The organism is Pectobacterium sp. HCp5_1 (assembly GCF_032905925.1).
Classification (GTDB): Bacteria; Pseudomonadota; Gammaproteobacteria; order Enterobacterales; family Enterobacteriaceae; genus Pectobacterium; species Pectobacterium brasiliense_A.
Genome location: NZ_JAUMIO010000028.1, coordinates 26,680 through 50,751, shown reverse-complemented (window position 1 = coordinate 50,751; position 24,072 = coordinate 26,680). Strand labels below are relative to the sequence as shown.

The following is a 24,072-nucleotide window of genomic DNA, read 5'->3' as shown; positions in this document are numbered from 1 at the left end:
CCTCAGGCACCTCCATACCGCCATACTTCTTACGCCAGGTGTAAAACGTGGCATCGGAAATGGCGTGCTTGCGGCAGAGTTCACGGGCGGATACCCCGGCTTCAGCCTCGCGGAGAATACTGACGATCTGTTGGTCGGAAAAACGCTTCTTCATGGGGATGTCCTCATGTGGCTTATGAAGACATTACTAACATCGGGGTGTACTAATCAACTGGGAGCAGGTCACCCGTGTGTCAGCAGTACCATTTTGATCTCTGCCGGGTCGACGCCGATTTTCTTAATATTATCGATTAGCTGATCCGTAAATTCACCATACAGCGTATCAATAAGTACCGGGCCCTCACTGGTTTTGATAAGCCAGGCTGAGACCCAGCAAATGCCGACATAATAAACATTGGCGAAGGCTTGGTAGGGCTCTACAGTCTGTGCCTTTGTATCATTCAGCCAACGTCCAAGTTCCGCAGGCATTTTGCCGCTGCTGCCAAATTGGCTGAAAAGTTGGTTGATGGTTGATGATGGACCGCATCCTGTAAGTGTGGGGATGGTCGTGCTATTTATTTCTGCATCCGGTGAAGGGAGCGAGTGAGCCGTAGCAGCCATATTGAATAAAAGTAAGAAAGTAGCCAGAGGCGTAAGACGTTGGTTCTTCATTCTTTATCTCTTGTCTAGATAGTAAAGCCCAGACTATAGTTGCGAAATTCGGACGAATAAAGACGAAGTAATGCAAACTAACGTTGCATATTTCGAACAATATGAGGATTTATGGACCGCTTTGTTGCCATGCAGGTATTTGTGGATGTGGTTGAGTTAGGGAGCCTTACTGCCGCAGCGAACAAGCTGGACATCTCACGTGCTATGGCTACGCGCTATATCGCGTCATTGGAGAAAGCATTCGGCGTTCGTCTATTGCATCGCTCCAGTCGCAGCTTGGGATTGACGAGTGCTGGAAGCGAGATTTTGTCCTATTGTCGACAAATTTTAGCGTTGAATGATGATATTGGTGCTGCCCTTGAGAGTAAAAGCCAAGAGCCTAATGGCTTGATCCGGGTTGCGAGCAGTATTTCATTCGGCCAATCCTATCTGGCCGATGCGCTGAGGCGCTATTCCGCCCAATACCCTAAAGTTTCCATTGAGATGGTGTTAAAGGATGCGTCAGTGAATCTGGTGGAACAGCGTATTGATCTGGCTATTCATGTTGGTGACAAACTCGATCCGGCGGTAATTTCACGCCAGTTGAGCCGCTGTGCTTCTGTCGTTTGCGCAGCACCCGATTATCTGGCACGTAACGGAACGCCCCAGCGGCCAGACGATCTCAGGCAACACAACTGCTTGTACCACACACGTTTTGGTCGTGTCTGGCGCTTCCAAGCCCCATCGGCTGACGGTGTAGATCTGGTAATGGATGACGTGGGTGTTACGGGCAACTTTGCAGCGAATGATAGTATGGTGCTTCTGCATGCCGCGCTCGCAGGCGAGGGCATCGTCCATTTACCCGCTTTTACGACGGATCCTTACCTTCGTACCGGCGCACTGGTTCGCGTTCTGACAGACTACGCATTGCCAGAGTTGGGGGTCTATGCGTTATATTGTTCACGCAAATACTTACCTACCAGCACACGTACGTTACTGGATTTTTTGCTTAATGACTTGTCGAGCGGCTAGACTTATGGCCGCTAAGCGGCTAACCCTATCTCTGTAACAGGCGTGTTTGTTGTCATTACGCGAGCTGCTGACCTTGTTCCGCCATTTCTTTTATACGTTCTTGTACTTTAAGATCCAATGCCATGCGTTCTTCTACTGGCATTGCCTCGTATTGCTCCTTGGATATTCCCATGGAGGCGAGTACGGAGAAGAATAATCTTTCTTCATGAGACATGGAGACCCAATCCATAAACTCCTGTGCTGCTTTCGAGCGTTGAGGCTCAATTTTAGCGCTGGGTGCGTGTCTGGAGATCTGCCCGCTATCCTTTGCTTTCTCAAGTGCCATTTTGAAAGTATCTTCACTGGGTGCAATAGCGTGCTTACTGGCCTGGGAAAATAAAAGATTAGCCCCCTGAATATCCGATGCGATCATATGAACTCTCCATAGTTAGACAGGATAGATACTCACATAATCTGAAGGGATGTTATCGAAAAGATACCATCTGGATGTATGTTTAATTCACCGGATTAGCTGTGATAGTGGAACCGGAAGGCGGCGAGAGATTAACTAGCAAATCGATGTGGCGTAAAGCGACGTTTTACATCGCCGTTAAGGAACGGCGACAGATCCCAACGTTGTTATTGGTTATTTCTTATCTATCTGATTTTACGGCACAAAAACTTATCTTTTATCACGCCATCAAAGAAACGGCCTTTAGAGACGACAGCGTCAGAGATAAATTTTTTATAGATAGACTCAGGCACGCCAACATATTGATAGATGTCTTTATTATGAAATTCTATCTCAAGGTTGTGCGTCTTTGGATCGTACCCAATGGAATAAATCCGTGACGATAAAACCTGCTGTCGCTGCAATGCTCGTTCCTCCCTTGTGCAAAATAAGATCAAACTATAAAAAGATTCACTGCATGACATATTGTCGACGATCATGCTTATTTATTGAATATGTATCAAATTTTTGGCAGGTTGGTTAGTAAAATCGTTGGTTTATCGTTTTCATGCTGTGAATTTGTTCAATGAAAGGGAATTCATCTGTTTGGTGAGGGAATAGTGCAAACCTGCGATTCAGCTATGGCGCTGAAGCGCAGGTTTGCAACGAGATAAAATGATTATTCTTCCGGCGCGTATTCGATCCTGTTTCTGCCGTTGGCCTTGGCCTGATAGAGTGCATCGTCTGCTGCCTTTATCAGGCATTCATAATCGGGATGACCGCTATAGACAGCGATACCTGCGCTTATAGTCATTGTAACGCTTTCACCGTTTTGAAGATAAACAGGGTGATCCTGGATTTTCTTCCTCAGCCGCTCGATGATGGTGTGGGCGGCGACTTTAGGCGTTTCAATAAGCACGATCATGAATTCTTCACCGCCGTAACGGAAAACATAGTCGCTGTTCCTCGTGCTCTCATAAAGCACTTCTGCAATCCTTTTCAGGATACTATCGCCAGCGGCATGGCCATATGTGTCATTCACGGTTTTAAAATGGTCAATATCAATCATGGCGATGCTGAGTGAGGTGTTTGAGTGCATTGCCAGCGATATTTCATGTCTAAGAATGGTTGGCAGGAAGCGACGGTTTAACAGAAGGGTCAACGTATCCTTACCGCTTTCCAGTTTTTGGACTTCGTCAAATAGCGATCCCAGCAGCATATTTATTTTATAAATTTTGCTTCTGACCGTTTTAAGTAGCGGGGCGTAATCCTGCTGTGTCAGTAGTGTGGTAGTACTATGGCCGCGAATGTAGTCATCCGTTTCCGTCATGATTGAGGCGATAGTGCGTATACCCTGAATATTACTGAAACTGGATTTCCCCTTATGGTTAAACCACAGGCCAAACTCTGAATCACTCAGGTCCTGGATGCTGGAAAGAGGCATACCAGTGGCAACACTAAAAATAAAGGCATTTTCCCAATTTAGCAGCGATGCATTTTGACGCTCTCTTTCCATGCTGGCATTTTCCAGAATAGAAAATAGCCGATAGGATTCTTCATTTTTGGCTGCCAGATCGTGCGACTGTGAATAGGTTTTGCTCATTATCTCTATGGCAATATCCATAGAGATGGAGGCAAAACGCATGGCATCAAAGCAGAGCGTTTTATCCTCTGCCACCTGTGCGATGTCTTCATAAAGGTGCCATTTTAAACGCCGAGCTCCACGCTCAACCAGATCGACGGGAATACCAATACGCGCATGAATCTGACCAATTTTCTTTTGATGATTAATCAGGTCAGCCAGACGATCTCCGGTATTCGTTAAAATATCTACTATCCATTTGCTCATCGAACCATGGAGTCGATCGTGGACTTGCTGGCTGGAAAGAAACAGGGAAGCTTCTTGATCTTGGAGCATGTAGGAGTAGAACGCGTCAGCAAAGTCGGAGGCTTTCTGATCGGCAAGGGTTCGCAGTAGATTAAAAGATTTTTGTGAGGTTGTGACTATCAATTTCATCCATTCTGATGTTATGACTTGATTGTAGTCTGACTCACCGTTATCTCTCTGTTCATTAACGTTCAATAGTTCGTTCAACTTTTAATCTCTTTTGCGAGTATGTCGGATGTACTAGGATAGAAACGATCAATTTTTGCCTGAATAATTGATATGTAATGACAGAGAGGGTCAATATGGCGTTGTTAAAAACAAATAAAATTAATCATTTCATGCAGGTACTATTCCTACCGTAGTCGTAAATGATAATGCTGTTTTTTTGATGTTAGAAGCTATTTTGAGATAAATTTATGAAAGTTAATGATCTGGTTACGGTTAAAACTGATGGAAAGACGCGCAGGGAAGGGACGATTCTTGCTGTAGAAACGTTTCAGGAAGGGATTATGTATTTAGTTGCATTAAAAGATTACCCAGCTGGTATCTGGTTTTTCAATGAGGTTGACAGCAAAGACGGGACGTTTGTTGAGCCAAAGATCTTGCCAGAAAAAGAGTAAAGGGAAACATGCCGATATACGAGCATTGTCCAGGTGAACAATGCTCGCAGTGGCTTTGGTATCAGTATTAGAACGTTTCCCAGTTACCGTTTTCTGTATTAGCCTGGCGGGGCAGGGCGAGTGATGAACGGTCCTTAGCGGCGAGAGCGTTTGGCCGAACAGGAGCTGAATGGCTATTTGATAAATGGCTGGATAACTTAAATGTCGCAACGGCACGCGTAAGCAATTCTGCTTGCTCTTCCAACGATGCCGCTGCAGCACTGGCTTCCTGTACAAGCGAAGCATTCTGCTGTGTCACGCTGTCCATTTCGGATATCGCCTGACCGACCTGAGTAATTCCCCGGCTTTGTTCGTCAGAAGCAGAAGCAATCTCCCCCATGATGTCGGTGACGTTAGTGACGGCATCGACGATCTCTTTCATGGTTTGACCTGCGTTATCAACCAGAACAGAGCCACTGCTGACCAGATTTACCGATTCAGAAATCAGCGTTTCTATCTCTTTTGCGGCTTGTGCACTGCGCTGTGCGAGGCTGCGAACTTCACTTGCTACGACGGCAAAACCGCGACCTTGTTCTCCCGCTCTGGCTGCTTCAACTGCCGCATTGAGTGCGAGAATATTCGTTTGGAAAGCAATGCTGTTAATAACGCTGGTAATTTCAGATATTTTCTTTGAGCTACCTGAAATACTGTTCATCGTGTTCACAACGTTTGCAACGATCTCACCGCCTTGTTTGGCCTTTCCTGAAGCATTTGCCGCGAGCTGGCTTGCATGGTGTGCATTTTCTGAGTTTTGCTTCACGGTTGCGGTTAATTGCTCCATGCTTGCCGCAGTTTGTTCAAGCGCTGAGGCTTGCTGTTCGGTTCGCGAGGAAAGGTCGGTGTTCCCGGATGAAATCTCCGTAGAACCTTGATAAATAGAGTCTGCGCTTTCCCGAACGGTAGTGACGGTAGTGACCAGAGAAGACTGCATTTGTTGAACGTTGCTGGCTAGCGTGCCAATTTCATTCCTGCCATAACGGTCCGATATTTGAGTCAAATCGCCTTGCGCAATACGCTGAATTCTCAGGACCAATTGATTTATTGGTTTGATGAGGATACTGCGCAGCAGGAAGAACGTCAGAAGCGTTAAAATGGTGGCCAGCGCAAAGCTGCCGCCCATCAACGAATATCCAAGCAGTGCATTTTTATGCGCTGTTTCGTTTAACTCTTTCGCTCTTTGTGTACGGTAAGCGACAGCCTCTAGCAAAAATTTGTTATAGGCTAAATCCAAAACCCGGGTTTCTTCGGATTCGAGAGTGATGACCTCTTCAAACAGCCCTTCTTTTGCTGCTGTTAGCATCAGCATAAGGCCTTGATTGACATAAGCGTCATAGGATTTACGCAGATCGCCGTCCAACGCCATATCCTGAGGTGTTTTAACCGAGCGTTGTTCATAGACAAGGAAGGCTTTTTTTGATTGTTCCAGACGCTGCTCAGCCTGTTTCAGGTTGTCATTGAAGACCTGAGAGTCGCCAATACGAGCAGCCGCTGCGGCCTGAATGAGCAGCAGACGTGCGGTGCGAAGGTGGTTAGAACTGTTTGAGATCCCCATTCGGGTATCGATTTCTTGTGTGACGTCGTCTAATGACTGATTGCTGCTTTGTAGAAAATAGCTGGATGTGCCGATAGATGCTGCAAATAACAGCATGATACCACCCAGAATAATGATGAATAAGGGAACTAGCCGTAAATTGCTCAGCATGCCGGCCTCGGCGTGCTGCTCAGACCTTGACGTTATTTTCATATCCATTCGCTCATTCTCAGGAATTTATGATTTACCATGCCACGCGCTGCGGCATTGGCGTTTAGGTTTTAGTGTCTACATTAATGACAATTCATTAGCTAAACAACCAATGTAAAAGATAATCGGCATATATTGAGAAACCTTAATCAAATTCGATGCGATCCCGATCACGTTTTTAACTCTTTAAAAAGAAAAGAGAAATACGTGATGCGAAATCATACAGATTGATAATAAAAAATAAAGAGTCTACCTCCTAACTTTATTTGTTTGAGGTTCAACGCTATTATGGCGAATCTATCTTCGGAGGGATTTTTCTTGGAAAAGCGCACGCATTTTTTTTCTGATAAAAAAGTTGTTTTTTTTATCGCCACATTATGCTGTTTGCTCTGGGGAAGTGCTTATCCGGCAATTAAAAATGGCTATGAGCTGTTTCACATTGCAGATAATGATATTCCTGGGAAACTCGTTTTTGCAGGCTACCGGTTCGCGTTCGCTGGGTTGTTGCTTTTGGTACTTGCTGTGTTAAGCGGACGTTCCATCGGGCGATTTCAGCGTGGGCAGTTAGTTCAGTTGACCACACTGGGAATATTCCAGACATCGTTGCAATATGTTTTTTTCTACATCGGTCTGGCTTATACCACCGGCGTTAAAGGTTCGATCATGAATGCAACCAGTACTTTTTTCAGCGTACTGCTTGCTCATTATTTATACCAAAATGATAAATTAAATATCAACAAGCTAATTGGTTGTATATTAGGTTTTGCCGGTGTAATGGTTGTTAATATCAACAGCAACGGAATGAATATTGGTTTTACGCTGTTAGGTGATGGGTTCGTTGTTATTGCCGCATTTATTTTGTCTGCATCTACTATATATGGTAAGCGTATATCACAAACGATGGATCCAACCGTAATGACCGGTTACCAACTGGCTATTGGCGGGATCATTTTAACGATATCAGGGTACTGCACTGGTGGGACACTCATCATACCTGATTGGAAAGCTGTACTGATGCTAGGCTACCTTATTTTGCTTTCTTCAGTCGCTTTTTCATTATGGAGCCAATTGCTGAAATATAATCGGGTCGGTATGGTCGCGCCATTTAATTTCCTTATACCGGTCTCTGGTACGCTGTTGTCAGCACTGTTTCTTAATGAAAGCATTCTGGAGTGGAAATATTTCTTTGCACTAGTCCTGGTATGCTCAGGTATTTGGCTGGTTAATCGAATTGTTAAAAGCGATCGGTAAATGCCTTTGTGCCCCAACTCACCTATCCCCCTGAAGGTACTGTCTGTAGCGTGATGTTTGAGATTATTGAAGCCGCGAGTAACGTCATGCTGCAGTGCTTGTACTGAATCCCAGACAATCACTAATTTCTTTAATATCAATACAGTAATGTTTAACCACCTTTTGCGGCGAGAACGGTATGCTTTGTTGGCGTTGCGACGGTGTACTGGCAGAGGATAGATAAATGTTGCTTCATAACATGTAGTTAAGAGTTTTTTGGGTAAAAAGTGTAAGTTTTTCGTGAAAGGTATAAACTTACATAACAGAGTGTGTTCTGGGCTCAAGGGATTTTTTGTATATCTATCATTTATATAGCAAGCAAATTGTTTCTTTTTTATTATTTTCAATGCTCTTTTTTGTAACGTTTAGTGTGCGATTTTGGCGGAAAAATAGGCATAAAAGTGATCTGACCAGACAGGGTTTAGCTCATAATGCTTTCATTTGTGTGATCTGTGTCACATAATGGCCAAAATCATTCTTCCGTCGCGTTGTATGTGCTATGGATTAGGCGGTACAGTTGCGCTGTTTTAGGATTAATCCTATGCTTTGGTTGAAGCGAGTCTTCAGGGTGGAACTAAAAAGCAACGGATGAACGGATTCTCAGCGTGATGCGCAAAGTTGGCAAGTAACGATTGCCCGAATAAGAAATGATAAAGTAGTAACTCGCAGTATCTGGCACCGATAGTTTTTTATGCCATCAATGGAGAGTGATTTTCGAACTGGGCGATATGGTCTATCACCTAACTTATGTTTTAAACATAGCCTGTCGGGATGGGAAATATGGGTACCTCTGAATTACTCAAACACATTTATGACATTAATCTGTCTTATTTGTTACTGGCGCAACGCTTAATTAATGATGAAAAAGCTTCTGCGATGTTTCGTCTTGGAATCAATGACGAGATGGCAGATATCTTGATGCAACTGACTTTACCGCAGATGGTGAAATTGGCAGAAACTAACCAACTGATATGCCATTTTCGTTTTAACGATCACAATACAATCAAAGTCTTGACTCAGGAATCACGTGTGGATGATTTACAACAAATCCATACGGGGATTTTGTTGTCGAGTCATTTATTACAACAGTTAACTTCGAAAGAAGAAAACCTGCCTAAGAAAAGGGCATAAGTAATGGCGGAGAAAAGTATTGTTCAGGAGGCGAAAGACATCCAATTGGCGATGGAGCTCATTTCGCTCGGTGCTCGTTTACAGATGCTGGAAAGTGAAACTCAGTTAAGTCGCGGACGTTTGATTAAACTGTACAAAGAACTTAGAGGAAGTCCGCCGCCCAAGGGAATGCTACCTTTTTCAACGGATTGGTTTATGACCTGGGAACAGAATATTCATTCATCAATGTTCTACAACGCTTACAGTTTTTTAATCAAGAATGGGCAGTGCAGCGGTGTTGAAGCGGTTATTAAATCTTATCGACTTTACCTGGAACAGTGTGCGCCTCAGAGCGATTCTCCACTGTTGGCATTGACGCGGGCTTGGACATTAGTCCGTTTTGTTGACAGCGGTATGCTGCAACTATCGTCATGCAATTGCTGCAAAGGGATGTTCATTACTCACGCTCATCAACCTAAAAACAGTTTTGTTTGTAGTTTGTGCCAACCCCCTTCCAGAGCGGTAAAAAGGCGTAAACTTTCGCAAAATCTTGCCGATATAATACCTCAACTGCTGGATGAACAGGTAAAACACGCAGTCTGAGCCTGTAGCGATTTATGAATCTATCACTGTTGGTTGTGAAGGCGGTGATAGATTTCTTCCTCTAGAACGTCCTGGCTACGGCTCCGCAGTTTTATCTCTCTTTCCGCCCACCTTTTTTATTATAAGGATTTCTTGTGCTGGTTATATTGGGTTATATCGTAATTGTGGCCTCGATACTCGGCGGTTATCTCATGGTCGGTGGGGCCTTGGGTGCGCTTTATCAACCTTCGGAGCTGCTGATCATCGGTGGTGCGGCGGTAGGTGCTTTCATCGTTGGTAACAATGGGAAGGCGATAAAAGCAACGCTACGTGCACTACCTCTTTTGGTCAAAAGTTCCAAGTACAATAAAGCACTGTATATGGACCTCATGGCCTTACTCTTTAGAGTGATGGCCAAATCCCGCCAGCAAGGCATGCTTTCCCTGGAATTTGATATTGATAATCCTCGTGAGAGTGAAATCTTCTCGAGCTATCCGAATATTCTTGCTGACAACACCGTTGTTGAGTTTATTACCGATTATTTGCGTTTGATGGTCAGCGGCAACATGAATGCGTTTGAGATTGAAACGCTGATGGATGAAGAGATCGAGACTATTGAACATGAAAGTGAAGTGCCCGCGTCCAGCTTGACGATGATGGGTGACGGTCTTCCTGCATTTGGTATCGTCGCTGCCGTGATGGGTGTTGTTCACTCACTGGCCTATGTTGACCGTCCTGCAGCTGAGTTGGGGATGATGATCGCTCACGCCATGGTGGGTACCTTCCTGGGGATTTTACTTGCTTACGGCTTTGTCTCCCCATTGGCCGCGTTGCTGCGTCAAAAAAATGCAGAAAAAATCAAAGTATTGCAGTGCATTAAAGTCACTTTACTGTCGAGCCTTAATGGCTACGCTCCGCAAATTGCCGTTGAATTTGGTCGTAAAACGCTGTACTCAACGGAGCGTCCTTCCTTTACTGAATTGGAAGAACACATTCGTCGTGTGAAATCGCCGACTCAGCAAGCGTCGGACAGTAACGCATGAAACATCAGCATCCCATTATTCGCAAAAAGCGTAAGTCTGGACATGGGGGCCACCATGGTGGCTCCTGGAAGATTGCCTACGCTGACTTCATGACAGCAATGATGGCATTGTTTCTTGTAATGTGGCTTATCGCAATTTCTACGCCAATGCAGCTAGCCCAAATCGCAGAGTACTTCCGTACTCCATTGAAGGTTGCATTAACTTCAGGTTCTAAATCAAGCGACAGTTCCAGCCCGATTCCCGGCGGGGGGAATGATCCGACTCAGCAAGATGGTGAAGTGAAAAAGGCCATCAAGACAGATAATGTAGAAAAGAAACTGGACGAGGTTCGACTCAATAGATTGCGTGAACGTCTGGATCAGTTAATTGAGGCGGATCCTCGCTTACGTGCACTTCGCCCACATCTGTTAATTGAAATGATTGATGAAGGGTTACGCATCCAAATCATCGATAGTCAAAATCGCCCCATGTTTAAAACCGGGAGCGCGCAGGTTGAGCCCTATATGCGAGATATCCTGCGTGCGATAGCCCCTATCCTGAACGATTTCCCTAATAAGCTGAGTATCTCAGGCCATACCGACGATGTTCAGTATACGACAGGGGAACGTGGCTATAGTAACTGGGAATTGTCCGCAGATCGTGCTAATGCATCACGTCGAGAGCTTATTTTTGGGGGCTTGTCTGATGGAAAAGTTTTGCGCGTTGTGGGTATGGCTGCGACAATGAACCTAAAGCAGGCGACAAGTGGAAATGATGCAATTAACCGACGCATCAGTTTGCTGGTATTGAGCAGACAAGCTCAAAAGGATATTGAAGAAGAAAATGCAGAAAGCTCTGCTGTAAATATAGACAAGGTGGAAAATTTACAAAATATGGAGTTGGATAAGCCTAAACCTACCACTCCGGCTGCCGAAAATAGTGATAACAACAATACGAGTGGAAGTGGTGGGGCATCGCCACAACCAACTAATGGAGTTCCTGCTCCAGAGCGTCAGCAGCCAACCACCGCGTTGCCTGCTGCGCCCGATAGCCAGGCGACGCCTTCTCAATAAGCCGCGATTCACAGCAGAGGTGACCACGTGAGCATGGACATGAGTGCTTTCTATCAAACATTCTTTGATGAAGCAGATGAATTACTGGCCGATATGGAACAACACTTATTGTTGTTAGATCCGTCAGAACCCGACACAGAGCAATTGAATGCGATTTTCCGTGCAGCACACTCCATAAAAGGAGGCGCTGGCACATTCGGTTTTAAAGTATTGCAGGAAACTACGCACCTGTTAGAAAACCTACTCGATGGGGCAAGACGTGGCGAAATGCGTCTTAGCACTGATATCATCAACCTGTTTCTGGAAACAAAAGACATTATGCAGGATCAGTTGGACGCTTATAAAACCGCACAGGAACCCAATGCTGAAAGCTTTGAGTATATCTGTCAGGCCTTGCGCCAGCTTGCTCTGGAGTCTAAAGCCGATGGTGATGCAGCACAGCCTGATGCGTCAGTTGCAACACCGCCCTCCGCTAGCCCTGCATCTAACGGTGTAGGTAAAGGTGAAATGCGTATCGCATTAACTGGCCTGAAGTCTCAGGAAATACCTCAGATGCTGGAAGAGCTTGGCAATCTGGGGACGGTTAAAGACCCTCACCAGACTGACACTAGCGTAGAAGTGACATTGGTCACGTCTGAAAGCGAAGACGATATTAGCGCGGTACTGTGTTTTGTTCTTGAGCCTGAGCAAATCAGCTTCAAATCTGCTGTGGCCAGCCAACCTGTTGTCGCAGAAGCCGTAGAGACATTGGCTGTCGTTGAAGCACCCGTCGCCGCCGCTCCAGTGGCCCCGTCTGCGCCAGTTGCTGCAAAACCGCAAGCTGCACCGGAAAATGGAAAAAATAAAGCAAAAACCGGTGATACCAGTATTCGTGTAGCAGTTGAGAAGGTTGACCAGCTTATCAACCTCGTTGGTGAGTTAGTGATTACGCAGTCCATGCTGGCGCAGCGCTCAAGCGAACTCGATCCTGTGGCACACGGCGATCTGCTCAACAGCATGGGGCAGTTAGAACGTAACGCCCGCGATCTGCAAGAATCGGTTATGTCCATCCGTATGATGCCGATGGAATATGTATTTAGCCGTTTCCCTCGATTGGTTCGTGACCTGGCTGCGAAATTGGATAAGCAGGTTGAACTAACGCTGATGGGGAGTTCGACTGAGCTGGATAAGAGTTTGATTGAACGTATTATCGATCCTCTGACGCACCTGGTGCGTAACAGCCTCGATCACGGTATCGAATCTCCAGATAAACGCGTAGCTGCAGGTAAGTCTGCGGTGGGTAACTTGACGCTTTCTGCAGAACATCAGGGTGGTAACATCTGTATTGAGGTTATCGACGATGGGGCAGGGCTCAACCGCGAGAGAATTCTGGCTAAAGCCTTGTCTCAAGGTTTGGCTGTGAATGACTCGATGTCTGATGAAGAAGTGGGCATGTTGATCTTTGCTCCAGGCTTTTCAACCGCTGAGAAAGTCACGGACGTTTCTGGCCGTGGTGTCGGTATGGACGTAGTGAAGCGAAATATTCAGGAAATGGGTGGTCATGTCGAAATCCACTTCCAGGCTGGAAAAGGCACGACGATCAGAATCCTGTTGCCATTAACGCTTGCGATCCTTGATGGCATGTCCGTTAAAGTTAACAACGAAGTCTTTATTCTACCGCTTAACGCTGTGATGGAATCCTTGCAGCCGCAGTCGGAAGACCTGTATCCGTTAGCTGGCGGAGAAAGGGTATTGCAGGTTCGTGGTGAGTATTTACCTCTCGTTGAACTGTTCCATATCTTTGATGTGGATGGCGCTAAGACGGATGCTACTCAGGGTATTGTTGTTATTCTACAAAGTGCGGGTCGACGTTATGCCTTGCTGGTCGATCAGCTGATTGGGCAGCATCAGGTCGTTGTCAAAAACCTGGAAAGTAATTATCGCAAGGTGCCAGGCGTTTCAGCCGCTACTATCCTTGGTGATGGCAGCGTTGCGCTGATTGTGGATGTTTCAGCGTTACAAGCGCTTAATCGTGAAAAGCGTGCGGTTGAAACTGCTGCTTAATAAAACAGATCGTTAATAAAGGGTGGAAAACATGACTGGACTTGCAAGCGTCACGAAATTAACTGGCGAAACAGTAGGACAGGAATTCCTGATTTTTACGCTGGGTGACGAAGAGTACGGCGTTGATATTTTAAAAGTACAAGAAATTCGCGGTTATGACCAGGTAACGCGTATTGCCAACACGCCTTCCTTCATTAAAGGTGTCACCAACCTACGCGGTGTCATTGTACCGATCGTTGACTTGCGCATTAAATTCGCCAAGCAGGATGTTGAATACGATGACAACACGGTTGTTATTGTTCTCAACCTTGGTCAGCGTGTTGTCGGGATTGTTGTAGATGGCGTGTCTGATGTGTTGTCATTGACCACAGACCAAATTCGTCCCGCACCGGAGTTTGCTGTAACGCTGTCAACAGAGTACCTGACTGGTTTAGGCTCTCTGGGCGAGAGAATGCTGATTCTGGTTGATATCGAGAAACTGTTGAGTAGCGAAGAAATGGCGCTGGTTGATAGCGTATTGAAAGTCTAATCTATCGGCCTCCAGGGGCTACGAAAGTGGCCCCGAAAACCTTCCTTAGTCATATTCTTGTCAGTTCAGAAATTCGTAAAGATATCCAGAATAATGCCGATATCATTGGTGTTTGGTCTACTCAAAAGGCGTTATATGTTTAACCGTATCAAAGTTGTTACAGGTCTGATGCTTGTACTGGTGCTGTTTGGAGCACTTCAGCTTATTTCTGGTGGTTTATTCTTTAGTGCATTAAAAAATGATAAGGATATCTTCAGTTCAACGCAGGTTATTAACCAAAAGCGTTCCGAGCTGGATTCAGCATGGTCATATTTATTACAGACTCGTAATACGCTTAACCGAGCGGGGACGCGTTTTGCACTCGATGCAAGCGGTACGGGGGCGGGTGCTGGCGGTAAAGAGCTTCTGGTCTCTGCTCAACGGCAACTCTCTGTCGCAAACGATTTTTTCTCTCGCTATGAAAAAGTACCGCAGGATGCGCGTCAGGATGAAAGTGTTACTCGGGGCGTAAAAGAGAATTACGTGGCTCTGAATGGTGCATTAACTGAATTAATTCAGTTTTTGAATGCAGGGGAATTTAAGAAGTTCGTTGAGCAACCAACACAAAGTTTTCAAGACAACTTTGAAAAAGCGTATTACGCCTATAAAGCTGAAAGCGATAAACTTTATCAGGCTGGTATAGCTAAAAATGATGCAGCTTACGACTCGGCGCTCTGGATCCTTGGCTTCATTATCGTGTTGGTTTTTGCGCTAGCGCTGATTTCCTGGGTTGGTATTCAACAGCTATTAATAAGGCCGCTAAATAATATTGTTGAACATATTCGTCATATTGCGAAAGGCGATCTGACAAAAACGACTCACTTTCACAGCAGCAATGAAATGGGCATTCTGGCTGACAGTATTCGCCATATGCAAAGTGAGTTTGTTTCAACGGTTAGTGCGGTTCGACAAGGTGCTGATGCCATTTATACTGGTGCTACAGAAATTAGTGCGGGTAATAACGATCTTTCATCGCGTACCGAGCAACAGGCTGCTTCATTAGAAGAAACGGCAGCAAGCATGGAACAGTTGACCGCAACAGTTAAACAGAATGCGGAAAATGCTCGTCAGGCCAGCCAGTTGGCGCTGAGTGCCTCAGAGACGGCGCAGAAGGGTGGCAAGGTCGTCGATAATGTCGTCAAAACCATGCACAATATTGCTGGAAGTTCGCAAAAAATTGCCGATATTACTAGTGTGATTGATGGTATTGCTTTCCAGACCAACATTCTTGCGCTGAACGCGGCGGTTGAAGCAGCCAGAGCAGGAGAACAAGGCCGTGGGTTTGCGGTTGTTGCGGGTGAAGTTCGTAATTTGGCACAGCGTAGTGCTCAGGCTGCGAAAGAAATTAAGAGTTTGATTGAAGATTCTGTCAGCCGAGTCGATGAAGGTTCTGTACTGGTTGAAAGTGCGGGTGAGACGATGGGAGAAATCGTCAGTGCTGTCACTCGTGTAACGGATATTATGGGTGAAATCGCCTCGGCTTCTGATGAACAAAGCAAAGGTATTGATCAGGTCGGTCAGGCTGTAACTGAGATGGATCGGGTTACGCAGCAAAATGCCTCCTTGGTTGAAGAGTCTGCCGCTGCGGCTGTTGCATTGGAAGAACAAGTTAAAGTGCTGAATCAGGCTGTTGCCGTATTCCGCCTCTCTGAAGATGCGGGGTCGTTTAGAAGGACGACAGCGGGCCAAAAACCTGCATTGTTAGCTTCATCAGCGAATAGCGGTAAGAAAGCAAAAGAAGGTTCATCAAATGATAATTGGGAAACGTTCTGATCAGAATCGTCATATAGGCTATAAATAACCCAAGCTGTAGGGACACTGAGCTAATCCCCAGCTGCTGATATGTAGGCTGCTGGGTGATTGTTGACTCGCCATAATTTAGAAAAATGAACATGCGAGTAATTGATCAGTGCACACTTGAGGCTGGTGAGTAATACAGCACTTGGTGCTTTGAAGCAGCGTAATTCATGATATTGTTCAATCTGTAACTTATGTTATGGGTATGATGGGGTGAGGCTGATTTTGGTATTAACGCCAAATAATAAAGCAGGTAGCACCGCTGTGATGAGAGGGACAACGCCACCCGACGGCATGTGGCTTTGGTAGAACGAACACGCTGACCTGTTCAGTTTGCAGAACTTGCGGGGTGTATTACCAATACAGTGTCAGTTTTAATCGTAATGCGATGAGTAACTGACGAATGACAATAAAAACCTGCGTTAGCTGTAAAGGAAAGTTCAGATTGAAAAAAACCATAGCAAAAAACACTATTCGAGCGGTTTGATATGAAAAGTACACCGTCACAAAATCGTCCTGAATCTGCCTCTATTCTGACGCAGATGGTTGACAGATTGCCGTTGTCGGACACTCATTTCCGACGGATCAGTCAACTAATATATCAGCGTGCCGGCATTGTTCTGGCCGATCACAAACGTGAAATGGTTTATAACCGTTTGGTTAGACGTCTCCGTTTGCTTGGAATCAATGATTTCGGTCAGTACTTAGCATTGTTAGAGTCAGATCCTAACAGCGCAGAATGGCAAGCCTTTGTTAATGCGTTAACCACTAACCTGACAGCGTTTTTCCGTGAAGCTCACCACTTTCCCATATTGGCTGAGCATGCCAGGAAACGTCCAAATGGCTACACCATCTGGAGTACGGCTGCCTCTACAGGGGAAGAGCCTTATTCGTTAGCTATGACACTTGCAGAAGTCTTAGGTAATAAAGCGAGCGGATGTCAGGTATGGGCCAGCGATATTGATACTCAGGTATTAGAAAAGGCGACGGCTGGTATCTATCGTCAGGAAGAGTTGCGCTCTCTTTCTCCACAGCAACTACAGCGGTTTTTTTTACGCGGTACTGGGCCACATAGTGGTTTGGTTCGTGTTCGCCCTGAGCTTGCGTCAATGGTGCATTTCCAACAATTAAATCTGCTCGCACCTGATTGGTCCGTTCCCGCGCCATTTGATGCTATTTTTTGTCGTAATGTAATGATTTATTTCGATAAAGAAACTCAAGAGCGTATTCTCCGTCGATTCGTCCCGATGCTTAAGCCGGGAGGGTTGTTATTTGCCGGGCATTCAGAGAATTTCAGCCAGATCAGTCGTGAGTTCTATTTGCGTGGGCAAACTGTATATGGGCTGGCTAAGGAAAGATAATGAGCAAGATAAGAGTATTATGTGTTGATGATTCTGCCCTAATGCGTCAGATCATGACTGAAATAATTAATAGCCATTCTGATATGGAAGTTGTCGCAACTGCGCCAGATCCATTAGTTGCTCGTGATTTGATTAAAAAATTCAATCCCCAGGTATTAACACTGGATGTTGAAATGCCTCGTATGGATGGGTTGGATTTTCTTGAGAAGCTTATGCGCTTGCGTCCGATGCCTGTTGTCATGGTGTCGTCCCTGACGGGAAAAGGCTCAGAAATTACGCTGCGTGCGCTGGAGCTTGGTGCGATTGATTTTGTCACCAAGCCTCAGTTAGGTATCCGTGAAGGGATGCTGGCATACAGCGAACTGATTGCGGAAAAAATTCGTATGGCCGCGAAGGCGCGTCTGCCGCAACGTAGCACTGGGGCAGAACCGACAAAAATTATTCAGCATACGCCCCTGCTTAGTAGTGAGAAATTGATTGCGATTGGTGCGTCAACGGGGGGAACGGAAGCGATACGGCATGTATTACAGCCCCTGCCGCCGACAAGCCCTGCATTACTGATCACACAGCATATGCCACCTGGCTTTACGAAGTCTTTCGCCGAGCGTTTGAACAAGTTATGTCAGATTACGGTGAAAGAAGCAGAAGATGGGGAACGTGTGCTTCCTGGCCATGCATACATTGCACCAGGTGCACGCCATCTTGAATTGGCTCGTAGTGGGGCAAACTATCAAGTACGTTTAAATGATGGGCCTCCTGTCAATCGGCATCGTCCATCAGTCGATGTGTTATTCCGTTCGGTTGCGCAATACGCCGGGCGAAATGCTGTAGGGGTAATCCTTACTGGGATGGGGAATGATGGGGCTGCCGGCATGCTGGAACTCCATCAGGCTGGTGCTTATACTCTGGCCCAAAATGAAGCAAGTTGTGTGGTTTTCGGGATGCCACGTGAAGCGATTGCGATGGGTGGCGTCGATGAAGTGGTGGATTTGCACCAGGTGAGCCAGCGTATGTTGGCACAAATCTCTGCCGGACAGGCATTACGTATATAAGCAGCTCTCGGTGAGCAATAAATATTTTAGGAGTAGGTATGGCCGATAAAGAACTCAGATTTCTGGTAGTGGATGATTTTTCGACGATGCGCCGAATTGTCCGTAACCTGCTGAAGGAACTGGGCTTTAATAACGTAGAAGAGGCAGAAGACGGCGCAGATGCACTGAACAAGCTGCGCGCCGGTGCTTTTGATTTCGTCATTTCTGACTGGAATATGCCCAATATGGATGGACTGGAGTTATTACAGACTATTCGTGCTGACGGCGCGCTTTCCAGCCTTCCCGTGCTGATGGTAACGGCAGAAGCGAAGAAAGAGAACATTATCGCTGCGGCACAAGCGGGTGCTAGCGGCTATGTAGTTAAACCATTTACTGCAGCTACCCTTGAAGAAAAACTGAGTAAGATTTTCGAAAAACTGGGTATGTAAGGGGATCTTATGACGCCACATATGCCGTCCGTGAACGACACAGCTTCAGCAACCGAGATCATTTCGCGTATCGGCCAATTGACTCGTATGCTGCGCGACAGTTTGAAAGAGCTGGGTCTGGATAATGCGATAGCAGAAGCAGCAGAGGCTATTCCTGATGCCCGCGATCGTCTTGACTATGTTGTTCAGATGACTGCGCAAGCGGCAGAGCGTGCTCTGAACTGCGTAGAGGCTGCACAACCACGTCAAAACCAACTAGAAGCGGATGCCAAATCCCTGAAAACCCGTTGGGATGAATGGTTTGAAAATCCAATTGAACTGGCAGATGCGCGTGAATTAGTGACGGATACGCGTAGCTATCTTGAGGATGTACCACAACATACCTCGTTTACCAATGCTCAGTTGTTGGAAATTATGATGGCGCAGGATTTCCAGGACCTTACTGGTCAGGTAATCAAGCGTATGATGGATGTTGTCCAGGAGATTGAAAAACAACTGCTGATGGTGTTGCTGGAAAATATTCCAGAAAAACCAGATGCACCTAAGCGTGCAAATGATGGTCTGCTTAATGGACCTCAGTTGGATAAAGGTGCCGCAGGCATTGTTGCCAATCAGGATCAGGTTGATGACCTTCTGGATAGTCTTGGGTTCTAATGAATCTTTCTTCAAGAAAGGAAGTCACTCCCTTTCTTGAAAAGATGACGAACACCATCACTCTGTTATTTATGGCCAGTGTTTATGGCCATAAATAGCTAAATTCGCTTTTCCCTTCCTCTTAATTCTTACTATGCGTTAAAGAAGCGTTGGTTTTTCTCGTTGTTCCAGCCATAAAACTTTCTCGTATTTGTCATGCTAGGCAGCAAATTCCTATCCCGAAAGTCGTAACAGGAACGCCATAGTGGCTGAAGATAGCGATCTAGAAAAAACAGAAGCCCCCACTCCCCAAAAAGAGGAAAAGGCGCGTGAAGAAGGGCAGATCCCGCGATCGCGAGAGCTGACTTCTGTTCTGATGATGGTCGCAGGTCTGGCTATTTTGTGGATGGGAGGCGAAGCCATGGCTGGCCGATTGGCCAGAATTGTCTCACAGTCGTTAAATTTTGATTACGCAACGATTGGTGATGACACTCAAATGCTACGGCATGTTGGTTCATTACTGCGTCAGGCGGTATCGGCGTTGATACCCATTATGCTAGGGGCTGTGTTGGTTGCGCTGTCTGCGCCTTTGCTGCTTGGTGGGATATTATTTAGTACCAAATCATTAAAGGTTGATTTCAAAAAATTAGATCCTATTTCTGGGCTGAAGCGGTTGTTTTCCGCTCAATCACTGGCTGAGCTCTTCAAGGCAATATTGAAATCAGTCATGGTCGGAATCATTAGTACCTTTTTCTTGATTCATAACTGGCCGAAGATATTGCATCTGGTATCCGAATCGCCGATTGCGGCGATGGGTGATGCGCTGGAATTGGCCGTGATGTGTGGTTTCCTTATCATCATGGGGCTCATTCCTATGGTCGCTTTTGATGTGTTTTGGCAAGTTTGGAGCCACATCAAAAAGTTACGAATGAGCAAGCAGGAAATTCGTGATGAGCATAAACAGAACGAAGGCGACCCGCATGTTAAAGGCCGCATTCGTCAGCAGCAGAGAGCCATTGCTCAGCGTAGAATGATGGCTGATGTGCCTAAGGCTGATGTGATAGTCACTAACCCGACGCATTATGCGGTAGCATTACGTTATGATGAGAAAAAAATGAATGCGCCGAGAGTGCTGGCTAAAGGGGCTGGTGAGATCGCGTTGCGTATTCGTGAGTTAGGGGCCGAGCATCGCGTTCCTATTTTAGAAGCCCCTCCGTTGGCGCGAGCGCTATTTCGCCATTCAGAGGTCGGACAGCATATTCCAGCTGCGCTATATGCAGCCGTTGCAGAAGTCTTAGCCTGGGTTTATCAACTGAAACGCTGGAGGCGGGAAGGTGGATTAATTCCTAGAAAACCGAAACATCTACCAGTGCCGGATGCACTGGATTTTGCTAAAGAGAATACTACTGATGGCTAATTTGGCCTCTTTACTTCGTTTACCGAGTAATATGAAAGGTGCCCAATGGCAAATATTAGCCGGACCAATACTGATCCTGCTGATACTCTCCATGATGGTATTGCCGCTGCCGCCATTCATTCTGGATCTGTTATTTACCTTTAACATTGCACTGTCCATCATGGTATTGCTGGTTGCAATGTTTACGCAACGGACGCTGGAGTTTGCTGCGTTCCCTACTATTTTGCTGTTTTCTACATTATTGCGTCTTTCGCTCAACGTTGCTTCTACCCGTATCATTTTGCTGGAAGGACATACAGGGACGGCCGCCGCAGGTAAAGTGGTTGAGGCATTTGGTCACTTTCTGGTAGGCGGAAATTTTGCCATTGGTATCGTAGTCTTTATCATCCTTGTTTTAATCAACTTCATGGTTATCACCAAAGGTGCCGGACGTATTGCTGAAGTCGGTGCCCGCTTTGTCTTGGATGGGATGCCAGGCAAACAGATGGCGATCGATGCCGATCTTAATGCCGGGATCATTGGTGAAGAAGAAGCGAAAAAGCGCCGTGCTGAAGTCACTCAGGAGTCAGATTTTTATGGCTCGATGGACGGTGCCAGTAAATTCGTACGCGGTGACGCTGTCGCTGGATTGATTATCATGGTCATCAACGTCATTGGTGGATTGATCGTTGGTGTTGCGCAGCACGGCATGCCAGTGGGGCAGGCCGCAGAAAGCTATACGCTGCTTACTATCGGTGATGGACTGGTTGCCCAGATTCCAGCTCTGATTATTTCTACCGCCGCGGGTGTCATTGTTACCCGCGTGAGTACCGATCAGGACGTTGGCCAGCAGATGGTCACCCAGCTATTCAATAACCCACGAGTGATGGTGCTGAGTGCGGCGGTTATTGGACTTATTGGTCTGGTTCCAGGAATGCCCAACTTTGTCTTTCTGCTATTTACAGCATCTTTGTTAGGACTTGCCTGGTGGATGCGTGGAGAACAGCAGAAAGAACCCGTGATGCAACCTATACCAGCATCAATGGAGAAGCATCAGGTTATTGAAGCCAGCTGGTCTGACGTACAGCTTGAAGATCCGTTGGGTATGGAAGTTGGCTATCGATTAATCCCAATGGTTGATGCGCAGCAAGATGGCGAGCTACTGGGCAGGATTCGTAGTATCAGGAAGAAGTTTGCCCAGGAAATGGGATACTTACCGCCAGTGGTTCATATACGGGATAATCTGGAACTTCAGCCTGCCAGCTATCGCATATTGATGAAAGGTGTTGAGGTGGGTAGCGGTGAGGCTCATCCTGGTCGTTGGATGGCGATCAACCCGGGCAATGCGGTTGGCTCTTTGTCTGGAGATATCACGCAGGATCCGGCATTTGGGCTACCAGCGGTCTGGATTGATAATGCCCTCAAAGATCAAGCTCAAGCTCAAGGGTTCACTGTCGTAGAGGCAAGTACCGTAGTTGCAACGCACCTGAACCATTTAATTGCATTGCATGCCAGTGAACTGTTTGGACGGCAGGAAGCTCAGCAACTGATGGATCGCGTTGCGCAGGAAATGCCAAAACTGACAGAAGATTTCATTCCGGGCGTAGTGACGTTAACGACCTTGCATAAGGTCTTGCAGAATTTGCTTAGCGAGAGGGTTTCGATTAGGGATATGCGTACCATCATGGAGACATTGGCCGAACATGCGCCGGTGCAACCAGATCCTTATGAACTCACTACAGTGGTTAGGGTTGCTCTGGGACGCGCGATTACCCAGCAGTGGTTCCCAGGAGACAGTGAACTTCAGGTTATCGGTTTGGAAGGTTCATTGGAACGCCTTCTGCTACAGGCGCTTCAAGGAGGCGGTGGCCTCGAGCCGGGTCTTGCCGATCGTCTGCTTGAACAGGCGAAACAAGCGTTACAGCGGCAGGAAATGTTGGGTGCTCCGCCGGTTCTGCTTGTGAACCATGCTTTGCGCGCTTTACTTGCCCGATTCCTGCACCGTAGTTTGCCAAACATGGCCGTACTTTCTAATTTAGAAATCAGCGATCATCGCCAAATTCGCATGACATCAGTGATAGGGGAAGCTCAGAAGTGAGGAAGACGATGCATTCTCTGGCTGCAGTCGTGCTGGTATTCCCGCTCTGTGCCATCGCGACGCCAGGTAGTTGGAACGGAAGTATGCCGGGAATAAAACTTGATCATCGTGGTGAAATGGTTACGACGTCAGCTTTTGCTCCCAATATAGCCGTTAATTCAGATGAAAAAATTACGACAATATATTGGCGCCACGTGATTGATTCAGCGATACCAGTAGGGCTTGTTGTGAAATTGTGTTCACAATCGCCGCAGCGCTGTGTTGACTTAGACGGAAGTGGTGACGGGCAAACTCAAGCATTTGACGGATTAGCGGCTAATAATGAGTTTCGTTTTGTCTACTACATTGAAGGGAATGGCCGTGTTAATCACACTTTCAGTGTGCGTACGATCGATATTGCGGTAAATTATAAGTAGTTTTCTAAGTTGCTGCTTAGATAAACAAAAGTCTCTGCCCAAAATGCAGAGACTTTTAGAATGTAATTTTCCTACCGCCAACTGTTACACCTTTTGACTGACCATCTGGGCCATACAATCCCTGACCATGGCGGGGCTTCAATATGTTGATGGCTTCGTTCGTGTAGGCAATATGTCGGCTAAGCAGAAGACCATTGTGCTGATTCTGGTCATTCAAACGTCTGGTTAACTCTTGCACTTGCTGCCAATAAGCCGACAGCTTTTCAATACCGTCATAAGGTGCTTGTAGCTTAAGAGCAGATTCAATTGCATGACGCTGCGTTTCCAAATGCTGCATCGTCGCCAGCAAGGACGTTTTCTTCTCTGTTACCTGTTGAAGCGCGATGCTATTAATATGGCCAGCGCAAAGCAGGGTTTGCTCTTCGGACATAACAATGTCGAGCTCACGTAGGTTGCTCAGCAGTTGATCTAAAATCGCTTGCAGATTTTCCATAACTATTAATTACCTGCTAAAAAATCCTGCGTCTCTTTAAGCAGCGCATCTGCGATTTTTCCGGCATCAATTTTAAGTGAGCCATCACGAATTGCCTGCTTTAAGGTTTCAACGCGGTTCATGTCGATGTCCTGCGTACCCGGTTGCATCAATTTTGCCTGCGCGTCGCTCAGTTTTACCTGAGTTGCGCTAACTTCAGACTGCGCTTCAGCTTGTTTACGTTTAGCTTTAGCGACATCGCCAGATTCGCGTTGCTGAACTTGACTGACCGGCTTCAGTGACTGGGTGCGATCAATACTCATAATACATCCCTCTGATTTGAGGATAAAT

The 24,072-nt window shown here is 46.3% G+C and carries 24 protein-coding genes and 1 pseudogene; 17 read left to right on the top strand and 8 right to left on the bottom strand.

Annotated elements, in window-relative coordinates:
- The coding region (locus Q3A88_RS17150; RefSeq protein WP_317178330.1) for a transposase at nucleotides 1-154 on the bottom strand (154 nt) is incomplete at its 3' end.
- Nucleotides 155-225: 71 nt separating this feature from the next.
- Nucleotides 226-651: pseudogene (locus Q3A88_RS17145) on the bottom strand (MBL fold metallo-hydrolase); the annotation flags it as partial.
- Nucleotides 652-762: 111 nt separating this feature from the next.
- On the opposite strand from Q3A88_RS17145, the gene Q3A88_RS17140 reads away from it, so the two are divergent.
- The gene (locus Q3A88_RS17140; RefSeq protein WP_205567263.1) at nucleotides 763-1,662 is read left to right on the top strand and encodes a LysR family transcriptional regulator; all 900 of its coding nucleotides are present in this window, start codon (nucleotides 763-765) and stop codon (nucleotides 1,660-1,662) included.
- Between the two features lie 55 nt (nucleotides 1,663-1,717).
- Here Q3A88_RS17140 and Q3A88_RS17135 read toward each other — a convergent pair whose 3' ends face one another.
- The 3 genes from Q3A88_RS17135 to Q3A88_RS17125 all read right to left on the bottom strand — a co-directional run bounded on the left by Q3A88_RS17135 (nucleotide 1,718) and on the right by Q3A88_RS17125 (nucleotide 4,187).
- On the bottom strand, nucleotides 1,718-2,074 hold the full coding sequence (locus tag Q3A88_RS17135; RefSeq protein ID WP_317178329.1) for a hypothetical protein: 357 nt from the start codon (nucleotides 2,072-2,074) through the stop codon (nucleotides 1,718-1,720).
- Between the two features lie 224 nt (nucleotides 2,075-2,298).
- Nucleotides 2,299-2,517, bottom strand: coding sequence for a KTSC domain-containing protein (locus Q3A88_RS17130; RefSeq protein WP_010279476.1), 219 nt, complete (start codon nucleotides 2,515-2,517; stop codon nucleotides 2,299-2,301).
- Nucleotides 2,518-2,771: 254 nt separating this feature from the next.
- Complete coding sequence (locus tag Q3A88_RS17125; protein WP_317178328.1) at nucleotides 2,772-4,187, bottom strand: diguanylate cyclase; 1,416 nt, start codon at nucleotides 4,185-4,187, stop codon at nucleotides 2,772-2,774.
- Nucleotides 4,188-4,396: 209 nt separating this feature from the next.
- Between Q3A88_RS17125 and dsrB the strand changes: the two genes are divergently transcribed.
- On the top strand, nucleotides 4,397-4,600 hold the full coding sequence (dsrB, locus tag Q3A88_RS17120; protein ID WP_014915927.1) for a protein DsrB: 204 nt from the start codon (nucleotides 4,397-4,399) through the stop codon (nucleotides 4,598-4,600).
- Nucleotides 4,601-4,667: 67 nt separating this feature from the next.
- On the opposite strand, the gene Q3A88_RS17115 is transcribed toward dsrB, so the two are convergent.
- Nucleotides 4,668-6,389: a methyl-accepting chemotaxis protein gene (locus Q3A88_RS17115; protein ID WP_317178327.1), complete on the bottom strand. Its 1,722-nt coding sequence runs from the start codon at nucleotides 6,387-6,389 to the stop codon at nucleotides 4,668-4,670.
- 309 nt (nucleotides 6,390-6,698) lie between these two features.
- On the opposite strand from Q3A88_RS17115, the gene Q3A88_RS17110 reads away from it, so the two are divergent.
- The 15 genes from Q3A88_RS17110 to Q3A88_RS17040 all read left to right on the top strand — a co-directional run bounded on the left by Q3A88_RS17110 (nucleotide 6,699) and on the right by Q3A88_RS17040 (nucleotide 23,249).
- Nucleotides 6,699-7,631: a DMT family transporter gene (locus Q3A88_RS17110; protein ID WP_039520120.1), complete on the top strand. Its 933-nt coding sequence runs from the start codon at nucleotides 6,699-6,701 to the stop codon at nucleotides 7,629-7,631.
- An 819-nt stretch (nucleotides 7,632-8,450) separates the two neighbouring features.
- On the top strand, nucleotides 8,451-8,801 hold the full coding sequence (gene flhD / locus Q3A88_RS17105; RefSeq protein ID WP_014915924.1) for a flagellar transcriptional regulator FlhD: 351 nt from the start codon (nucleotides 8,451-8,453) through the stop codon (nucleotides 8,799-8,801).
- A gap of 3 nt (nucleotides 8,802-8,804) precedes the next feature.
- Nucleotides 8,805-9,383 (top strand): flagellar transcriptional regulator FlhC, encoded by a 579-nt coding sequence (gene flhC / locus Q3A88_RS17100; protein ID WP_005970730.1) that lies wholly within the window; start codon nucleotides 8,805-8,807, stop codon nucleotides 9,381-9,383.
- Nucleotides 9,384-9,517: 134 nt separating this feature from the next.
- Nucleotides 9,518-10,405: a flagellar motor stator protein MotA gene (gene motA / locus Q3A88_RS17095; protein ID WP_014915923.1), complete on the top strand. Its 888-nt coding sequence runs from the start codon at nucleotides 9,518-9,520 to the stop codon at nucleotides 10,403-10,405.
- A complete protein-coding gene (gene motB, locus Q3A88_RS17090) occupies nucleotides 10,402-11,457 on the top strand; it encodes a flagellar motor protein MotB (protein WP_039285760.1) in 1,056 nt (351 codons plus the stop codon). Before motA ends, motB begins: the two co-directional genes overlap by 4 nt.
- A 39-nt stretch (nucleotides 11,458-11,496) precedes the next feature.
- Entirely contained in the window at nucleotides 11,497-13,500 is a 2,004-nt protein-coding gene (gene cheA, locus Q3A88_RS17085; protein WP_180773623.1) for a chemotaxis protein CheA, read from the top strand.
- Nucleotides 13,501-13,531: 31 nt separating this feature from the next.
- Nucleotides 13,532-14,029, top strand: a complete 498-nt coding sequence (gene cheW / locus Q3A88_RS17080) for a chemotaxis protein CheW (protein WP_014915920.1) — start codon at nucleotides 13,532-13,534, stop codon at nucleotides 14,027-14,029.
- 135 nt (nucleotides 14,030-14,164) lie between these two features.
- Nucleotides 14,165-15,841 (top strand): methyl-accepting chemotaxis protein, encoded by a 1,677-nt coding sequence (locus Q3A88_RS17075; protein ID WP_205605494.1) that lies wholly within the window; start codon nucleotides 14,165-14,167, stop codon nucleotides 15,839-15,841.
- A gap of 512 nt (nucleotides 15,842-16,353) precedes the next feature.
- Complete coding sequence (gene cheR / locus Q3A88_RS17070) at nucleotides 16,354-17,226, top strand: protein-glutamate O-methyltransferase CheR (RefSeq protein ID WP_014915918.1); 873 nt, start codon at nucleotides 16,354-16,356, stop codon at nucleotides 17,224-17,226.
- Nucleotides 17,226-18,278: a chemotaxis response regulator protein-glutamate methylesterase gene (locus Q3A88_RS17065; protein ID WP_010279517.1), complete on the top strand. Its 1,053-nt coding sequence runs from the start codon at nucleotides 17,226-17,228 to the stop codon at nucleotides 18,276-18,278. Before cheR ends, Q3A88_RS17065 begins: the two co-directional genes overlap by 1 nt.
- A 38-nt stretch (nucleotides 18,279-18,316) precedes the next feature.
- Nucleotides 18,317-18,706 carry a chemotaxis response regulator CheY gene (gene cheY / locus Q3A88_RS17060; protein ID WP_010279519.1) on the top strand — a complete coding sequence of 130 codons (390 nt, stop codon included), beginning with the start codon at nucleotides 18,317-18,319 and terminating at the stop codon, nucleotides 18,704-18,706.
- A 9-nt stretch (nucleotides 18,707-18,715) separates the two neighbouring features.
- A complete protein-coding gene (cheZ, locus tag Q3A88_RS17055; RefSeq protein ID WP_010279523.1) occupies nucleotides 18,716-19,360 on the top strand; it encodes a protein phosphatase CheZ in 645 nt (214 codons plus the stop codon).
- A 244-nt stretch (nucleotides 19,361-19,604) separates the two neighbouring features.
- On the top strand, nucleotides 19,605-20,756 hold the full coding sequence (flhB, locus tag Q3A88_RS17050) for a flagellar biosynthesis protein FlhB (protein WP_233991152.1): 1,152 nt from the start codon (nucleotides 19,605-19,607) through the stop codon (nucleotides 20,754-20,756).
- Nucleotides 20,749-22,833: a flagellar biosynthesis protein FlhA gene (flhA, locus tag Q3A88_RS17045; RefSeq protein ID WP_110162290.1), complete on the top strand. Its 2,085-nt coding sequence runs from the start codon at nucleotides 20,749-20,751 to the stop codon at nucleotides 22,831-22,833. The genes flhB and flhA overlap by 8 nt, the downstream gene beginning before the upstream one ends.
- Nucleotides 22,834-22,841: 8 nt before the next feature.
- Complete coding sequence (locus tag Q3A88_RS17040) at nucleotides 22,842-23,249, top strand: flagellar protein FlhE (RefSeq protein WP_233991153.1); 408 nt, start codon at nucleotides 22,842-22,844, stop codon at nucleotides 23,247-23,249.
- Nucleotides 23,250-23,304: 55 nt separating this feature from the next.
- Here Q3A88_RS17040 and Q3A88_RS17035 read toward each other — a convergent pair whose 3' ends face one another.
- Together Q3A88_RS17035 and flgM are read right to left on the bottom strand one after the other, a co-directional pair.
- Nucleotides 23,305-23,742 (bottom strand): flagella synthesis protein FlgN, encoded by a 438-nt coding sequence (locus Q3A88_RS17035; protein WP_039273429.1) that lies wholly within the window; start codon nucleotides 23,740-23,742, stop codon nucleotides 23,305-23,307.
- Between the two features lie 5 nt (nucleotides 23,743-23,747).
- Nucleotides 23,748-24,044 carry a flagellar biosynthesis anti-sigma factor FlgM gene (gene flgM / locus Q3A88_RS17030; RefSeq protein WP_010279542.1) on the bottom strand — a complete coding sequence of 99 codons (297 nt, stop codon included), beginning with the start codon at nucleotides 24,042-24,044 and terminating at the stop codon, nucleotides 23,748-23,750.
- Nucleotides 24,045-24,072: the final 28 nt, after the last annotated feature.

Coding starts and splice junctions, on each gene's coding strand:
- Q3A88_RS17065 (WP_010279517.1), top strand. CDS start 17,226: ATGAGCAAGATAAGAGTATTATGTGTTGATGATTCTGCCCTAATGCGT.
- dsrB (WP_014915927.1), top strand. CDS start 4,397: ATGAAAGTTAATGATCTGGTTACGGTTAAAACTGATGGAAAGACGCGC.
- Q3A88_RS17140 (WP_205567263.1), top strand. CDS start 763: ATGGACCGCTTTGTTGCCATGCAGGTATTTGTGGATGTGGTTGAGTTA.
- flhD (WP_014915924.1), top strand. CDS start 8,451: ATGGGTACCTCTGAATTACTCAAACACATTTATGACATTAATCTGTCT.
- flhC (WP_005970730.1), top strand. CDS start 8,805: ATGGCGGAGAAAAGTATTGTTCAGGAGGCGAAAGACATCCAATTGGCG.
- cheA (WP_180773623.1), top strand. CDS start 11,497: ATGAGTGCTTTCTATCAAACATTCTTTGATGAAGCAGATGAATTACTG.
- motB (WP_039285760.1), top strand. CDS start 10,402: ATGAAACATCAGCATCCCATTATTCGCAAAAAGCGTAAGTCTGGACAT.
- Q3A88_RS17135 (WP_317178329.1), bottom strand. CDS start 2,074: ATGATCGCATCGGATATTCAGGGGGCTAATCTTTTATTTTCCCAGGCC.
- Q3A88_RS17040 (WP_233991153.1), top strand. CDS start 22,842: ATGCATTCTCTGGCTGCAGTCGTGCTGGTATTCCCGCTCTGTGCCATC.
- Q3A88_RS17115 (WP_317178327.1), bottom strand. CDS start 6,389: ATGGATATGAAAATAACGTCAAGGTCTGAGCAGCACGCCGAGGCCGGC.
- cheZ (WP_010279523.1), top strand. CDS start 18,716: ATGACGCCACATATGCCGTCCGTGAACGACACAGCTTCAGCAACCGAG.
- cheW (WP_014915920.1), top strand. CDS start 13,532: ATGACTGGACTTGCAAGCGTCACGAAATTAACTGGCGAAACAGTAGGA.
- flgM (WP_010279542.1), bottom strand. CDS start 24,044: ATGAGTATTGATCGCACCCAGTCACTGAAGCCGGTCAGTCAAGTTCAG.
- flhA (WP_110162290.1), top strand. CDS start 20,749: ATGGCTAATTTGGCCTCTTTACTTCGTTTACCGAGTAATATGAAAGGT.
- Q3A88_RS17035 (WP_039273429.1), bottom strand. CDS start 23,742: ATGGAAAATCTGCAAGCGATTTTAGATCAACTGCTGAGCAACCTACGT.
- cheR (WP_014915918.1), top strand. CDS start 16,354: ATGAAAAGTACACCGTCACAAAATCGTCCTGAATCTGCCTCTATTCTG.
- Q3A88_RS17075 (WP_205605494.1), top strand. CDS start 14,165: ATGTTTAACCGTATCAAAGTTGTTACAGGTCTGATGCTTGTACTGGTG.
- cheY (WP_010279519.1), top strand. CDS start 18,317: ATGGCCGATAAAGAACTCAGATTTCTGGTAGTGGATGATTTTTCGACG.